Origin of the sequence: Nocardia blacklockiae, assembly GCF_015477355.1 — a bacterium.
GTDB lineage: Bacteria > Actinomycetota > Actinomycetes > Mycobacteriales > Mycobacteriaceae > Nocardia > Nocardia blacklockiae.
In genome coordinates this window covers 156,138-170,536 of the sequence record NZ_JADLRJ010000009.1, presented here as the reverse complement: position 1 = coordinate 170,536, position 14,399 = coordinate 156,138, and the positions used below count along the sequence as shown (strand labels likewise).

Here is a 14,399-nt window from a genome sequence, read left to right as displayed (position 1 = left end):
TCACTGCACCCGGTCGCGGCTCGGCTGCTGCTGCTGTGGCTGATCGTCGTCGTCGCCCTCGATGTAGACGTCGTTGACGTTGAGGTTGACCTCGACCACCTCGAGCCCGGTCATCTGCTCGATGGCGGTGATGACGTTGCGGCGCACGACCCGCGCCAATTCGGCGATGGCCACGCCGTATTCGACGACGAGTTCCAGATCGACCGCGGCCTGCCGCTCGCCGACCTCGACCGTGACGCCCTGGCCCACGCTGGCCGACGCGCCCGGGATGCGGTCGCGCAGTGCGCCGAACGCGCGTGCCGCGCCGCCGCCCAGCTCGTGCACGCCGCGCACTTCGCGGGCGGCCAAGCCGGCGATCTTCTGCACCACGGTGTCGGCGATGGTGGTGGTGCCCTGGTCGGTCACCAGCGCGTCCGGGCGGCCGGTGCCGTTGCGCTCGGCCTTGCCGGCCGCGGTCGCGGTGCCGTCGGCCTTGGTGTTCTCGCTACCGGTCGACTTCTCGGTTGCGGTGCTGCTCATGATTTCCTCCGATTCCCTTGCGGTACAGCGGATAACGACCTTTCCTCGGTAAGACACCGCGCCGGGCGGTTCGTCACGGCGGCGCGTGCGTGATTCAGGTAACCGCGGCGTCGTCGAAGGCCTCGGCGGCGAGATCCGCGACGACCACCCGCAGCGTCGCCCGCGCCCACGGGGTGCTCTTCAGCAGCGGCCGGACGGCGGCGGCGACCTTGTCCACCAGCGGTGCCAGTGGCAGCGCCGCGGCCACCACCCGGATCTCGACCACCGACGGGGCGAGGTCGACGGCGTAGCGGTTGCCGGCGAGCGGCAGCCAGGTCGCGTTCTGCGAGGCGAGCGGTGTCGCGGGTCGCACGCCGTCCACCGATTCGATCGCGCCGACGATGTCATCGATCAGCTTCCCCTCTGCCGTCACGAGCGGCTCGGTTCGATGTCGAGGACGGTCACCGAGACCTCGTCCACGGTGACGCCGGTCTGTTCGGTCACCACGCGGGCGACCGATCGCTGCACGTCGCGGCACACGTCGCCGACGTGACCGCCGGCCGCGACGGTGAGATCGACGGAGATCTTCAGCCACTCGCCGGCCCGGCGGATCCGCACGCCGCCGGACGGGACGGATTCCTGTCCGGTCAGCAGTTGCCGTCCGGAGCGAGCCAGCTGGCCGACCAGCCCGAGCACGCCGGGTTCGAGACGCAGCACGCCGGGCACGGCGGCCGCGGCACGAGCCGCGACACCGGCGAGCACGGGGTCGGCGACGACCACCTCGGTGACGGGAGCGCTCACCGGTCCTCCTCGTACAGATCGGCGACACCGATGTCGATGCGCTGCACCAGCAATCCGATCCGCGCCGACGCCGCGGCGCGCACCCGCTCGCGCACCTGCGCGACCAGCCGCTCGACGGGCCGGCCGCCGGCTCGCACCGCGATCGTCATCTCCACCTCGACCGCGGTCTCGCCGTCGGGTCCCGGCCCGGCCGAGCGCACGTGGCAGTGCCGGGCCCGCACGCCGTCCACGGTGTCGGCCGCGTAGCGCAGCACCACCGCCACCGCCTGCTCGCTGACCTCGATCGAGCCGGGCTCCGCGGTGGGCAGCTCGACGGTCCGGCCGCGCCGCACCTCGGTGCGCACCGCGGTCATGATCCGGCCGAACAGCGCGGGCGGCGGCGGATCCGGTTCGTCGACGAGTTCGCGGGTCGCGCCGCGCAGCGTGAGCAGGCTCTCGCGCGCGGCCGCGCAGTGCGGGCAGGTGCGTTCGTGCTCGTCGGCCAGCCCGGCGTCGAGCGCGTCGAGCCGCTCCCACACCTGTTCCAGGCCGCGGCCGCACGGGAGCAGATAGTCGCTGTCGGTGCTCTGCGTTACCGCCATGGCTGCATCACCTCCGCCAATTGCGCTCGGGCCCGGGCGATCCGGCCGCGGACCGCCGTGCTGTTGGTGCCGACGATGTCGCCGATCTCCTCGTAGGACCGGCCGTGTACCTCGCGCAGCAGCCAGCAGGCGCGCTGCTCGGGCGTGAGCCGCTGCAGGGCCGCGGTGAGGGCGGCCAGCTGGCCGTTGACCTGCGCCGCGTGCTCGGGGCGGGTGTCGGTGCGGGGCGAGGGGGTGGTGTCCGGGTCGACATCGGCCGACGGCTGCCGGGATCGGATCACGTTGAGGCAGCGGTTGGTCGTCGTGCGGTACAGCCATCCGGCGAACGCGGAATCGTCCTGGAGCTGCGCCATCCGGCGCCACGCGGTCAGGAAGACCTCCTGCGTGACGTCCTCGGCCTCGCCGCGGTCGGCCAGCATCTTCGCGGCCAGCCGGAACATCGGTCCCTGGTAGCGCAGCACCAGTTGCTCATACGCGCGGACGTCGCCGTCGCGCGCGCGGCCCGCGAGGGTCGTGTCGTCCAGCGCTGCCTCGGGCGCGGTAGCCGTCGTGGTCACACAGCACCTCCTCCGCTGCTCGTCCGATCGACACCGGCGAGCGGGAATCGTCACGCGGGAATTCTCGTGAGCGTTGTCTCATCGGTTGCTCGAGCGTCATCGGGTGGAGTCCGAATACCCGAAATGCAGGGATGTAGACAGCGTGGACGATTCGCCTGAGGTTCGCTGTGGGAGGTTACTCGTTGACGAGACGCAGGCCGGGCGCGCGGGCCTGGCGGCGATCGACCAGCCAGACCTGGATCGACTGGTCGGCGGCCGGGTTGAGGGTCTCGATCTCCACCTCGATCTCGCCGCGCTGCGGATGCTCGAGGTGCACGGTGCCGGTGCGGAATTCGCCGACCCGGTGCTCCTGCCAGCGACAGGCGAACTCGGGGTAGGGCCGCAGGGCGGTGATCAACTCCTCGAGTCCGGCCTCGTCGGGCCAGACCGAGCGGGCCGCGCGCAACGCGGAGATCATCATGTCGGCGGCTACCGGCCAGTCGCGCCAGCGCCGCGCCGCCTCGGGGTGCGCGAAGACGTAGCGGGCCAGGTTGCCGTCGATGCCGTCGTCGTAGACGCCCAGCGGCTCCGCGAAATCACGCCAGGCGGCGTTGGCGGCGAGGATGTTCTGCCAGCGGCCGAGCACCAGGGCGGGGGTGGGGTGCAGGGCGTCGAGGACGGCCTGCAGCGTCTCGGAGACCTGGTCCTCGGCCCGGCCGGGCGAGGGGCAGCCGCCGGCCGCGTGTTCCAGCCCGAACGCCAGCTTGCCGAAGTGGTGGCGCTCGACCTCGTTGAGCCGCAGGGCGTCCGAGAGCGCGCCCAGGACCGCCATCGAGGGATTGGTATCCCGGCCCTGCTCGAGGCGGGCCAGGTAGTCGACGCTCACCCCGGCCAGGGCGGCGACCTCCTCGCGACGCAGGCCCGGCGTGCGGCGACGCCGGCCCGCGGGCAGCCCGACGTCCTCCGGCTGCAGCTGCGCGCGCCGGGCGATGAGAAATTCGCCGAATTCCGACTGTGCCACGCCACCATCCTGTCCGATCCCGGGCGCGTTATCCGCGCCCTGGCAGTGCCAGGATAGCGGCGGCGTGGACAAGCGGACCGTGGTCCGGAAATCTTGTGGGCATGACGACTTCCACCAACACCCCTCTGAAGACCGGCGCCTGGGAACTGGACGCCGCGCACTCCTCGGTCAACTTCACCGTCCGCCACCTGGGCATCTCCAAGGTCCGCGGGCGCTTCAACTCCTTCGAGACCACCTTCGTCGTCGACGACGCGGGCACGGCCACCATCGAGGCCACGATCCAGCTCGACTCGTTCGACACCGGCAACGCCCAGCGCGACGCGCATGTCCGCAGTGCCGACCTGCTCGACGTCGAGAAACGGCCGACCCTGCACTTCAAGGCCGTCGAGCCGGTGCGGGTGGCCGAGGACTTCGAGGTCACCGGCGAGGTGACACTCGGCGGCGTGACCAAGCCCGTCACCCTCGAGGTCGAGTGGGGCGGCGTGCAGGAGTTCCCCGGTGACAACCGCCGGCACGCCGGCTTCGCCGCGACCGGCACGCTCAAGCGCAGCGAGTTCGACGTGGCCGCCGCGCTGCCCACGGCTATGCTCAGCGACAAGATCGCCATCGAGCTGGACATCCAGCTCATCGAGCCGCAGGACTAGTGTCACGCGCGGTGGCGGCCGCGGGCCGAGCGCCCCGGCCGGCCGCCCGTGATCGGTCCCACGAAGGGAGTCCGATGAGCAGTGCCGACGACTGGAACAGCAATGTCATCGCGGAGTTCCGGGCCAACGAGGGCCGGGTGAGCGGCCCGTTCGAGGGCGCCCCCATGCTGCTGCTGCACCACCGCGGCCGCAAGTCCGGCCGCGAGTCGGTCACCCCCCTGATGTACCTGCCGGACCCGGAGAACCCCGACGTCCTCTACATCTTCGCCTCCAAGGCGGGCGCCCCCACCAACCCGGCCTGGTACCACAACCTCACCGCCGCCGGCACCGCCACCATCGAACGCGGCACCGACAAATACGACGTCACCGTCGAGGAAATCACCGGCGAGCCCCGCGACCGCATCTACGCCGAACAATCCCGCCGCTACCCAGGTTTCGCCGAATACGCCGACAAAACCGCCGGCATCCGCACCATCCCGGTCCTGGCCCTCCACCGCGCCTAGCGCGCTCCCGTATCCCGCGCCCTAGGGGGCGCGGGATACGGGAAATAGGGAGACTAACGCGGCCAAAGACCTTGAGCCTCGTATCCCGCGCTAACCACCATCATTCCCAAATCCGGCCCGGCCGCGATCATTTCCCGAATCAGGCGCTAGCCGCCACCACTTCCCGAATCAGGCGCTAGCCGCCATCATTTCCCGTATCCCGCTCGGTCGCAACGGAATGTGATCAAGGGAGGACCCCCGCGCGGCGGGCTCGGACTACTGCTTCGTGGCGGGTGTGGGCGCCGAGTTTGGTCATGGCGCTGCGGAGGTAGCTTTTGACGGTTTCGGGGCGGAGTGAAAGGCGTTGGGCGGCTTCGTTGTTGCTGCAACCGAGGGCGATGTGGGAGAGGACGTCGAGTTCTCGGGGGGACAATGGTGGTGCGTCGCTGGGGATTTCGGGGCCGGCTAGGAGGCGGGCCAGGCGTTCGGACAGTTCGCGCAGGCGGGTGCGGGCGGTGGGGTCGGCGACGGTTTGGGCGATGCCGCGCATTTCGGCGTGGATGTCGCGAAGTTGTTCGGTGACAACGGCATCCGTCACCGCGGGGGCCGTGCTCGCGGCCTCGCGCAGGCGCAGCCGCCGGTCCACCTCGTCGCGGACGGCCAGCTCGATCGCGAGCCGCCGACTCGCCTGCACCGCCAGGTCCGCCGCACGACCGCCGATGGGCCCCGCGTCGCGGCTGGCGATGTAGAGCACCGCGCGCGACTCACCCCCGACGACGACCGGCACTCCCACCACCGCCCGCAACCCCTCGGTCAGCACCGGCTGGTCGTAGTGGTGGGTGATGGTGGACGCCACCCGATAGTCCGCGACCGAGGCGGGCCGCCGGCTGGCCACCGCCGCACCCCCGACCCCCGACGACGGCGACACCGCCAGCCCACGCATGGCGGCGGTGCGAGTCCCGAAGAACTCGGACAGGATCAGCGTCTCCCCGTGCACATGCCCGCCGAACACCACCGGCATCCGCGAGTCGGCGGCGACCCGGCGCAGTTCGGCACGCAACGCGTCGGCGTCGCGGGGGCGCAGCAGTTCCATGTCGGTACCCCTTTCCGGGGGTAGTGGCCGGGCGAATGTGACCTGGATCCTAATTCTTGTGAGTTCGACGACGGGCCGGAACCGGCAGGCCAGTTATACGCATGGAGCATGGAACGTGCCGCTGCTGGGCGACACGATCGGAGCGAATCTCGACCGCACCGTGGCCCGGCACGGCGATCGGCCGGCGCTCGTCGACCGCGGCACGGGCGCGCGGTGGACCTACCGGGAGTTCGCCGCGGAGGTGGACGCGGTCGCGCACGGGCTGCTCGCGGCCGGCCTCGGCAAGGGCGACCGCGTCGGCATCTGGGCCCCCAACCGCGCCGAATGGACCCTGGTCCAGTACGCGACCGCGCGGATCGGCGCGATCCTGGTCAACATCAACCCCGCCTACCGCGCGCACGAGCTGCGCTACGTCCTGGGCCAGGCGGGCGTCCGGTTGCTCGTGGCGGCCAGGGAGTTCAAGACCTCGAACTACGCCGCGATGATCGAGGAGGTGCGCCCCGACTGCCCGGAGCTGGAACGGGTCATCCTGCTCGACGGACCCGACTGGACCGACCTGCTCGCCACCGGCCGGTCCGGCGACCCGGACGTGCTGGCCGCGGCGCAGGCGGCGCTGTCCCCCGACGACCCGATCAACATCCAATACACCTCGGGCACAACAGGTTTCCCGAAAGGCGCGACACTCTCGCACCACAACATCCTCAACAACGGCTATTTCGTCGGCGAGCTGTGCGGCTACACCGAGGCCGACCGGATCTGCATCCCGGTCCCGTTCTACCACTGCTTCGGCATGGTCATGGGCAACCTCGCCGCCACCAGCCACGGCGCGGCGATGGTCATTCCGGCCCCCGCGTTCGATCCGCGCCTCACCTTGGAAACCGTTGCCGCCGAGGGATGTACGTCGCTGTACGGCGTGCCGACGATGTTCATCGCCGAACTCGACGAACCCGATTTCGACTCCTACGACCTGTCCACCCTGCGCACCGGCATCATGGCCGGCTCGCCGTGCCCGGTCGAGATCATGCGCCAGGTGATCGAGCGCATGGGCATGAGCGAGGTCGCCATCTGCTACGGCATGACCGAAACATCCCCCGTGAGCACGCAGACTCGCGCCGACGACACCCTCGCCCAGCGCACCGCGACCGTGGGCCGGGTGGGCCCGCACCTGGAGATCAAGATCGTCGACTCGGTCACCGGCCTGACCGTGCCGCGCGGCGAGACCGGCGAGCTGTGCACGCGCGGCTACTCGGTGATGCTCGGCTACTGGAACGAACCCGAGAAGACCGCCGCCGCCATCGATTCCGGCCGCTGGATGCACACCGGCGACCTGGCGACCATGGACGACGACGGCTACGTCGCGATCACCGGCCGCAGCAAGGACATGGTCATCCGCGGCGGCGAGAACATCTACCCGCGCGAGATCGAGGAGTTCCTCTACACCCACCCCGACATCCTCGACGCCCAGGTGGTCGGCGTGCCCGACCCGAAGTACGGCGAGGAACTGGTGGCGTGGATCCGGCTGCGCGCGGGCGCGCCGGCGCTCGACACGAAAGCCTTGCGCGAGTTCTGTTCCGGGCAGCTCGCGCACTTCAAGATCCCCCGCTACGTGCACCTCGTCGAGGAGTTCCCGATGACGGTGACCGGCAAGATCCGCAAGGTCGAGATGCGCGAGATCTCCGCGCGGCTGTTCGGCCCCGACCGGGCGGACATCGACAGAACAGGAGCATCGGCATGACCACCAACACCGAGTTGTACCGCGCGGCCCGCGACCGGCTGCTGGGCACCTCGGCCGACTACGACGCGGCCCGCGCGCTGTTCGACTGGCCCCCGCTGGCGGGCCGATTCAATTGGGCCACGGACTGGTTCGACGTGATCGCCCGCGGCAGCGACCGCACCGCGCTGTGGATCGTCGAGGAGGACGGCCGCGAGCGTCGGGTGAGCTTCGACGAGATGGCGCGGCGCTCCGACCAGGTCGCGACCTGGCTCGCCGAACTCGGTGTGCGCCAGGGTGATCGGGTGATCGTGATGCTCGGCAACCAGGTCGAGCTGTGGGAGTCGATGCTGGCGATCATCAAGCTCGGCGCGGTCGTCATGCCGACCACCGCGGCCCTGGGTCCGGCCGACCTGAGCGACCGGATCGCCCGGGGCGCAGTGCGTTTCGTGATCGCCAACGCCGCCGACACCGCCAAGTTCGCGGACGTGGACGGCGAGTACAGCGGCATCGCTGTGGGCGGGTCGGTGGCCGGCTGGCACGATTACGCCGACGCCGACGGGGTGCGTTCCGCGGGCCCGTTCGAGGCGGCCACCGACGTCACCGACGAGCTGCTGGTGTACTTCACCTCCGGCACCACCAGCAAGCCGAAGATGGTGCGGCACAGTCAGATCAGCTACCCGGTCGGCCACTTCAGCACCATGTACTGGATCGGCGTGCAGCCCGGCGACGTGCACCTGGCCATCAGCGCGCCCGGCTGGGCCAAACACGCCTGGAGCTGCTTCTTCGCGCCCTGGATCGCCGAAGCCACCATCTTCGTCTACAACTACGCCCGGTTCGACGCGGCCGCGCTGCTCGGCCAGCTGCACCGCGCGGGCGTGAACACCTTCTGCGCGCCACCGACGGTGTGGCGCATGCTGATCCAAGCCGATCTCGGCACCCGCCCCGAGGGTCTGCGCGAAATCCTCGGCGCCGGTGAGCCGTTGAACCCGGACGTGATCACCCAGGTCGAAAAGGCTTGGGGCCTCACCATTCGCGACGGTTTCGGCCAGACCGAGACCACCCTGCAGGTCGGCAACACACCGGGCCAGCCGGTCAAGCCGGGGTCGATGGGCCGCCCGGCCCCCGGCGTCCCCGTGGTGCTGGTCGACCCGATCTCCGGCGAACTCGCCGACGAGGGCGAGATCTGCCTGGATCTGGCCGCGGGACCGGTGAATCTGATGACGGGCTACCTCGACGACCCGGAGCGGAACGCGGCGGCGATGGCCGGCGGCTACTACCACACCGGCGACGTCGCCACCCGCGACGCCGACGGCTACATCACCTACATCGGCCGCACCGACGACGTGTTCAAGTCCTCCGATTACAAGGTGTCGCCGTTCGAGCTGGAGAGCGTGCTCATCGAGCATCCGGCGGTGGTGGAGGCCGCCGTCGTCCCGCAACCCGACGACACCCGGCTCGCCGTCCCCAAGGCGTACGTGGCGCTGGCGGCCGGCTGGGCGCCCGACGCCGACACCGCGCGGGCCGTCCTCGCCTACGCCCGCGACCACCTCGCCCCGTATCTGCGGGTGCGCCGGGTGGAGTTCACCGAACTGCCGAAGACCATCTCGGGCAAGATCCGCCGCGTCGAGCTCCGCCGCCGCGAGGAGGAGGCGCACGCGCTGCGTACCCCCATCGACACCGAGTACCGCTACGAGGACCTGCTGCCGCCGACGGCCGGATAACACCGGCGTGTTGCACGGTATTCGCTCGTCCACCGGGCGGCCTGCCCGCGGCGCGCCGGTCGGTTCACCACAACTCGCCGGAAAGAACAGCATCGATTGCGTCACGGCCGACGGAAGTTGGCGCGTTTGCCCGAGTGTGGCGTGTTCGGCGCTGGTTCATCCTGAAAGGAGAGATAAGACTGGCACCGTGCCCGCCGCGTGGCACCGGGTCCTGTCGTCCGTGGAGGTGCTTCACCCCTCCACCAGAAGCACGAGGTCCGGGGACGACAGGGACCGCCCGCGCGGTGTCGGTTCGGTGCACGCCGCAGAGACGCACCGCGGCAACACGATCCGTGATCGACCGTACGAGAGACCTACGACCGATTGGAGAGAACACAGTGTTGAACACTCTCGAGACAGCCACCGCGTACGTCATCGCGGAACTGGAGGCGAAGGGCACCGCGACGCGTGACGACTTCGACGTCCCGGCCATCGTGAACGCCTCGCACGCGATCGCCGAGACCTGGGACCTGCGCTCGATGGACCGCAGCACGTTCTGGAACATCGCCGCGAGCAACCTGAAGATCTAGAGCTGACGATCCAGCTCCTCGATGTGGCCCGCGCGCGCGACCATCGACCATCGGCGCGCCGCGCGGCGCATCGACCCGGCGTCGGCGTAGCCGAGCAGTTCCGCCTGGCGCTCCCGGCTCACCGGGCCCGCCGCGGCCGCCCGGGCCAGCCGGGCTCGATCCAATTCCAGCCGCCAGGTGGTGCCCGACTCGGCCAGGCGCCGCTGCAGCGTGCGCGGGCTGGTCGCCAGCCGCCGCGCGACCGACTCCAGTGACACCTCGCCCTCCGCGAACGCCTGCGCGAGCGCCGCGGCCACCCGCTCCGGCCACGCCGCCGCCAGCGGGGGTGGTGGCGGCAGTGCGGCGGCCAGCGGCGCCAGCACCTCGGCCAGCACCGGATCCGCGGTGGTCAGCGGGAGATCCATATCCGCCGCGCGGAATGTGATCGCGTCCACGGGCGCGCCGAATTCGATAGCGCCGGTACCGAACACGTCGACGAAGGGCCGCCGATCGCGCGGGGCCCGCTGCCGCAGCGCCACCCGGATCGGGTTCAGCGGCGCGTCGACGACCTGCCGGGTCCGGGTCAGCACCGCCACCAGCCCCCACAGTTGCGTGTGGTCGCGGCCGCGGCCCTCGCCGTCGATCATGTCGATGTAGAGGCTGGTCTCGCCCTCGTTCTCGGGGACCAGGTCGAAGCGGTGGTTGGTGGTGACCGCCGTGATGTACGGACCGCAGGTGGCCAGCCCGGCGCCGACCGTGGGCGCGCTGGCGAACAGATAGTCGTAGAGGCGCAGCGCGGGCAGCTGGTATCGGCTCGCGACGCGCAGCGCCACGCTGGGGTCGTCCAGCGCCCGCTCCCCGACCTCCCACAGCCGGGAGAAAGTGTCGCTGGGGAGCTGCACACCCGACCCCGTCAACGTCCACTCCGGCACGCGGCACTCGCGCAGCACTCGATCACGGTCGGCGCCGGCCGCCGTGAGCTGCGACAACACGAAACGATGCAGCAGTGTCTGGTCCGTCCCCAACGCCCCTCCTGCCCGGTGGCTGCACAAGCAAAGGTCTATACACAAACGCTATATCGCACAGGTCGTTTCGCTCTCCGAATCGAACCATATGTGGTTGTCAACACCTCTACACGGCTTTGTCCGCAAGCGATTGCGCGGCTGTCCGATTCGTTCAAGACCGCGGTCCGCGCGCCGTCCTACAGTGCCGTCATGACTGCTCGACTCAATGTAATCGGCGTGATCGTCGCCGACCTGGCGCCCGCGCTCGCCTTCTACCGCCGCCTCGGCCTGGAGTTCGGCGAGGACCTCGGCGGCCACGTGGAGGCGACGCTGCCGGGCGGCTTCCGGCTCACCCTGGACACCGAAGAGAACATCCGCTCCTTCGCCCCGAACGCGGCCGCGAACCTGCGCGGCGAAACGGGCCGCATCGGCCTGGCCTTCCAATGCGACTCCCCCGCAGAGGTCGACGCACTGTTCGACGAACTCACCGCCGCGGGCTACCACGGCGAACTCAAACCCTTCGACGCCTTCTGGGGCCAGCGCTACGCCACCGTCCACGACCCCGACGGCAACGGTGTCGACCTCTACGCACCACTCACCTGAGCGGCGCGGGACGCCGGTCGCCCCCTTCCCGCCGCTCACCGGTCGCTACGGGACACCAACTGGCCCAACGGTTTCCCGGCCAGTTCTCGAACCTCGCGGGACAGGTGCGCCTGGTCGGCGTACCCGGCGCGCGCGGCGGTCTCCGCGAAGGGGGTGCCGCCGCGGGCGAGGGTGAGGGCGCGTTGCAGGCGTAGCACTCGTGCCAGCATCTTGGGGCCGTAGCCGAAGGCGGACAGCGACATTCGATGCAATTTCCGGACGCCCAGCTCCGCTTCGTCGGCGATGTCGGCAACCGGGTGCCCGGCCGCGAGCCGCCGCACGACGTGGTTCAGCAGCGGATCGGCCGGGCCCGTCTCTGCGGCGCGGCGGCGGGCCAGTTCCTCCAGACCCCGCACGGGATCGGGAGCCGCAGCGACCAGAGCCGTCAGCTTCCGCACCCGGCCGACGGACCACAGTTCCGCCAGCGGCACCCGCCGGTCCAGCAGCTCGTGCGCGGGCACGCCCAGCAGCGCGGGCGCGGTGCCTGGAAAGAATCGAATACCCGCGACCCGACCCCCGGCGGACGCGGTGGCCACGTAACCACGCGTATCCGGCCCCGCGACCACCAACCGCTCCCCGAGCCACAACACATCCATACAACCGTCAGGCAGCACCGGCGAATCCACCCCGCCCCCTATGCTCCGCGACCACACCACCGCCCCCGCAACAGCAGGCGACGGCCGCTCCCGATACGCGCCCGGCCGACGGCTCTCCACCCGCCCGAGACTAGCGCGCCACGCCGACACAAACCCATGTCCCGCCCCCACGCCCCCGTAACCTGAAACCCACATCAACCACTGCCCCACCCGGTCCGACCCGCGCAGCCGAAACCCGAGCCCGCACCGACCACGCTCGACCCCGGTCCCGACGCCGCCCTGACATAACCCCGGACCGGCACCGACTACCGCTCTACCCACGTACGAACCCCCGCCCGCAACGCGGGACCAGCACCGACCACCGCTCCACCCACGTGCCAACCCCGCCCGGCCATAATCCGGGACCCGCACCGACCACCCACTCCACACCGTCCTGGCTCCGTCCGCCCGCATTCGAGACCGCACTGACCGCCCCACCCTGGTCCCGATCTGCCCGGCCATCATCCGGGACCCGCACCAACCGACCGCCCCACCCTGGTCCCGACTCCGCCCGTCCGCAACCCGGGACCCACCCCGACCACCCGCTCCACCCTGCCCGCCCCGCAGACCGAGGAGACCGCTCGTGGATCGACTCGCACACCGCTCGTGATCCGGCGGCCACCCCACCCCCGCGGCCCCGACTACACCGCCGGGGGCTATCGGGTCCGTGATCGCCGGTTGCGCCGCCATCACCGCGGTGACGCCTACCGGCTCACGGCCCTCGGTGGTTTGGCCGCGTTGTCGCTCGACGCGCTGTCCAGCATTGCCTACGGTCCGGAGGCGATCGTGTCGGTGCTGGTTACCGCGGGTGCGGGGGCTGTGCGCTACACGGTGCCGGTCGCGGTCGCGATCACGGTGCTGCTGCTGGTGCTGGTGGTCTCCTACCGCCAGGTGATCGCCGCGTTCCCCGACGGCGGCGGGTCCTACGCGGTGGCCAAGCGTGAATTCGGCCGTCCGGCAAGCCTTCTCGCCGCCGCCGCGCTGGTGATCGACTACGTGCTGACCGTGGCCGTCGCCCTGGCCGCGGGCGCGGCCGCACTCGGCAGCCTCTTCCCCTTGATCGCCGATCACCTGCTGGCGACCGAGCTCATCGCGCTGGCCGCGCTCACGGCCGTGAACCTGATCGGCATCGCCGAATCGGCCAAAGTGCTGATGGCTCCGGTCGTGCTGTATCTGGTGGTGGTCGGCGCGATCATCGTGATCGGCCTGCTGCGCGACGCACCGGTCGCCACGATCGGCACACCGATCACCTTCCGCGACGCCCCCGGCGTGATCGGCCCGCTCATCTTGCTGAAGGCCTTCTCGGCCGGCGGCTCGTCGGTGACCGGAATCGAGGCGACCGCCAACAGCGTCCCGTCCTTCCGCACCCCGTCGGTACGCCGCGCGCAGCACCCCGAGGTCGCCATGGGCCTGCTGCTCGGCGTGCTGCTGCTCGGCGTCGCGAAAGTGATTGCGACACACGAGGTGCTGCCGCGCGAGGGCGTCACCGTGCTGGCGCAGCTGGCGGCGGCCGCGTTCGGGACCGGGGTGCTGTTCTACGTGGCCAACGTGACCTTCGCCGGGGTGCTCGGGCTGGCGGCGAACACCAGCTTCGGCGGGCTGCCGGTGCTGCTGAGCCGGCTCGCCGACGATCATCGGGTGCCGCATCTGTTCGCGCTGCGCGCCGAGCGCCCGGTGTACCGGTTCGGGGTCGCGGCGCTGGGCGTGCTCGCGGGGCTGGTGCTGATCCTCGTCGACGCGCGGGTCGATCATCTGCTGCCGCTGTACGCGATCGGCGTGTTCATCGGCTTCACGATCAGCCAATCCGGCCTGGTGCGGCACTGGGTCCGCGACCATGGACCGCGCTGGGGCTGGAAGGCGCTGCTCAACGGGTTCGGCGCGCTGCTCACCGCCGTGGCGGCCGTGGTGTTCTTCCTCGGCCGCTTCACCGACGGCGCCTGGCTGCTGCTGTTCCTGGTGCCGGGTCTGATGCTGCTGTTCGACCGCACCGAGCACTACTACCGCGACGTCGCCGCCGAACTGGGCATGGGCACCGCCGTGCCGGTGCCGCGCCGCGATCCGACGAAGCGCACCGTGGTGGTCGTGCCGGTGGTAGCGGTCAGCGGGCTCACCCGCCGGGCGCTGGAGGCCGCGCTCAGCCTGGGCGAGCAGGTGCATCCGATCGCGGTCGACATCGATCCGGCGACCACCGCGCGGCTGGTCGAACAGTGGCGGGCCTGGGATCCCGGGCTCGAGCTGCGGGTGCTGCCCAGCCCGCAGCACGGCATGGTCGAGCCGATCGTCGACTACGCGCGCCGGATCACCGCCCCCGACCTGCAAGTCGTCGTGCTGTTGCCGCGCATCGAGCCGCGCCGGCGGCGCTACCGCATCCTGCACAATCAGCGCGCGCCCATCATCGCCGAGGCGCTGGACCGGCACACCGACGCGATCGCCGCGACCATCACCATGCACCTGGACTGATCCGGCCGAGACGACAGCG

General features: G+C 70.8%; 16 protein-coding genes. 7 read left to right on the top strand and 9 right to left on the bottom strand.

What is annotated here, in order from left to right:
• From IU476_RS25645 to IU476_RS25620, 6 genes are all read right to left on the bottom strand, one after another.
• Complete coding sequence (locus tag IU476_RS25645) at window positions 1–519, bottom strand: Asp23/Gls24 family envelope stress response protein (RefSeq protein WP_195104220.1); 519 nt, start codon at window positions 517–519, stop codon at window positions 1–3.
• 94 nt (window positions 520–613) lie between these two features.
• Window positions 614–931 (bottom strand): hypothetical protein, encoded by a 318-nt coding sequence (locus IU476_RS25640; protein ID WP_195104219.1) that lies wholly within the window; start codon window positions 929–931, stop codon window positions 614–616.
• A complete protein-coding gene (locus IU476_RS25635; protein ID WP_195104218.1) occupies window positions 928–1,299 on the bottom strand; it encodes an Asp23/Gls24 family envelope stress response protein in 372 nt (123 codons plus the stop codon). The genes IU476_RS25640 and IU476_RS25635 overlap by 4 nt, the downstream gene beginning before the upstream one ends.
• The gene (locus IU476_RS25630) at window positions 1,296–1,880 is read right to left on the bottom strand and encodes an Asp23/Gls24 family envelope stress response protein (protein ID WP_195104216.1); all 585 of its coding nucleotides are present in this window, start codon (window positions 1,878–1,880) and stop codon (window positions 1,296–1,298) included. The genes IU476_RS25635 and IU476_RS25630 overlap by 4 nt, the downstream gene beginning before the upstream one ends.
• Window positions 1,871–2,437: an RNA polymerase sigma factor gene (locus tag IU476_RS25625; protein WP_195104214.1), complete on the bottom strand. Its 567-nt coding sequence runs from the start codon at window positions 2,435–2,437 to the stop codon at window positions 1,871–1,873. The genes IU476_RS25630 and IU476_RS25625 overlap by 10 nt, the downstream gene beginning before the upstream one ends.
• Window positions 2,438–2,612: 175 nt before the next feature.
• Entirely contained in the window at window positions 2,613–3,437 is an 825-nt protein-coding gene (locus IU476_RS25620; protein ID WP_195104212.1) for a helix-turn-helix domain-containing protein, read from the bottom strand.
• Window positions 3,438–3,538: 101 nt separating this feature from the next.
• Here IU476_RS25620 and IU476_RS25615 point away from each other — a divergent pair, with 101 nt between their 5' ends.
• Both IU476_RS25615 and IU476_RS25610 read left to right on the top strand, forming a co-directional pair.
• Window positions 3,539–4,081: a YceI family protein gene (locus tag IU476_RS25615; protein WP_195104210.1), complete on the top strand. Its 543-nt coding sequence runs from the start codon at window positions 3,539–3,541 to the stop codon at window positions 4,079–4,081.
• Between the two features lie 74 nt (window positions 4,082–4,155).
• Window positions 4,156–4,584, top strand: a complete 429-nt coding sequence (locus IU476_RS25610; protein ID WP_195104208.1) for a nitroreductase/quinone reductase family protein — start codon at window positions 4,156–4,158, stop codon at window positions 4,582–4,584.
• 223 nt (window positions 4,585–4,807) lie between these two features.
• On the opposite strand, the gene IU476_RS25605 is transcribed toward IU476_RS25610, so the two are convergent.
• A complete protein-coding gene (locus tag IU476_RS25605; protein WP_195104199.1) occupies window positions 4,808–5,656 on the bottom strand; it encodes a LuxR C-terminal-related transcriptional regulator in 849 nt (282 codons plus the stop codon).
• 58 nt (window positions 5,657–5,714) lie between these two features.
• Between IU476_RS25605 and IU476_RS25600 the strand changes: the two genes are divergently transcribed.
• The 3 genes from IU476_RS25600 (at window position 5,715) to IU476_RS25590 (ending at window position 9,660) form a co-directional block, all read left to right on the top strand.
• Window positions 5,715–7,391: an AMP-binding protein gene (locus tag IU476_RS25600; protein ID WP_438944071.1), complete on the top strand. Its 1,677-nt coding sequence runs from the start codon at window positions 5,715–5,717 to the stop codon at window positions 7,389–7,391.
• Window positions 7,388–9,091, top strand: coding sequence for an AMP-binding protein (locus IU476_RS25595; RefSeq protein ID WP_195104195.1), 1,704 nt, complete (start codon window positions 7,388–7,390; stop codon window positions 9,089–9,091). The genes IU476_RS25600 and IU476_RS25595 overlap by 4 nt, the downstream gene beginning before the upstream one ends.
• A 377-nt stretch (window positions 9,092–9,468) precedes the next feature.
• Complete coding sequence (locus IU476_RS25590; RefSeq protein ID WP_195104193.1) at window positions 9,469–9,660, top strand: hypothetical protein; 192 nt, start codon at window positions 9,469–9,471, stop codon at window positions 9,658–9,660.
• Here IU476_RS25590 and IU476_RS25585 read toward each other — a convergent pair.
• Window positions 9,657–10,664 (bottom strand): AraC family transcriptional regulator ligand-binding domain-containing protein, encoded by a 1,008-nt coding sequence (locus IU476_RS25585; protein ID WP_195104191.1) that lies wholly within the window; start codon window positions 10,662–10,664, stop codon window positions 9,657–9,659. The genes IU476_RS25590 and IU476_RS25585 overlap by 4 nt on opposite strands.
• A gap of 189 nt (window positions 10,665–10,853) precedes the next feature.
• On the opposite strand from IU476_RS25585, the gene IU476_RS25580 reads away from it, so the two are divergent.
• Complete coding sequence (locus IU476_RS25580) at window positions 10,854–11,246, top strand: VOC family protein (protein ID WP_195104189.1); 393 nt, start codon at window positions 10,854–10,856, stop codon at window positions 11,244–11,246.
• 35 nt (window positions 11,247–11,281) lie between these two features.
• Here the strand turns inward: IU476_RS25580 and IU476_RS25575 are convergent, their stop codons facing one another.
• Complete coding sequence (locus tag IU476_RS25575) at window positions 11,282–11,938, bottom strand: helix-turn-helix domain-containing protein (RefSeq protein ID WP_324194321.1); 657 nt, start codon at window positions 11,936–11,938, stop codon at window positions 11,282–11,284.
• A 588-nt stretch (window positions 11,939–12,526) separates the two neighbouring features.
• Between IU476_RS25575 and IU476_RS25570 the strand changes: the two genes are divergently transcribed.
• Window positions 12,527–14,380 (top strand): APC family permease, encoded by a 1,854-nt coding sequence (locus tag IU476_RS25570; RefSeq protein ID WP_324194298.1) that lies wholly within the window; start codon window positions 12,527–12,529, stop codon window positions 14,378–14,380.
• Window positions 14,381–14,399 lie beyond the last annotated feature (19 nt).

Coding starts and splice junctions, on each gene's coding strand:
- IU476_RS25605 (WP_195104199.1), bottom strand. CDS start 5,656: ATGGAACTGCTGCGCCCCCGCGACGCCGACGCGTTGCGTGCCGAACTG.
- IU476_RS25645 (WP_195104220.1), bottom strand. CDS start 519: ATGAGCAGCACCGCAACCGAGAAGTCGACCGGTAGCGAGAACACCAAG.
- IU476_RS25630 (WP_195104216.1), bottom strand. CDS start 1,880: ATGGCGGTAACGCAGAGCACCGACAGCGACTATCTGCTCCCGTGCGGC.
- IU476_RS25580 (WP_195104189.1), top strand. CDS start 10,854: ATGACTGCTCGACTCAATGTAATCGGCGTGATCGTCGCCGACCTGGCG.
- IU476_RS25610 (WP_195104208.1), top strand. CDS start 4,156: ATGAGCAGTGCCGACGACTGGAACAGCAATGTCATCGCGGAGTTCCGG.
- IU476_RS25615 (WP_195104210.1), top strand. CDS start 3,539: ATGACGACTTCCACCAACACCCCTCTGAAGACCGGCGCCTGGGAACTG.
- IU476_RS25595 (WP_195104195.1), top strand. CDS start 7,388: ATGACCACCAACACCGAGTTGTACCGCGCGGCCCGCGACCGGCTGCTG.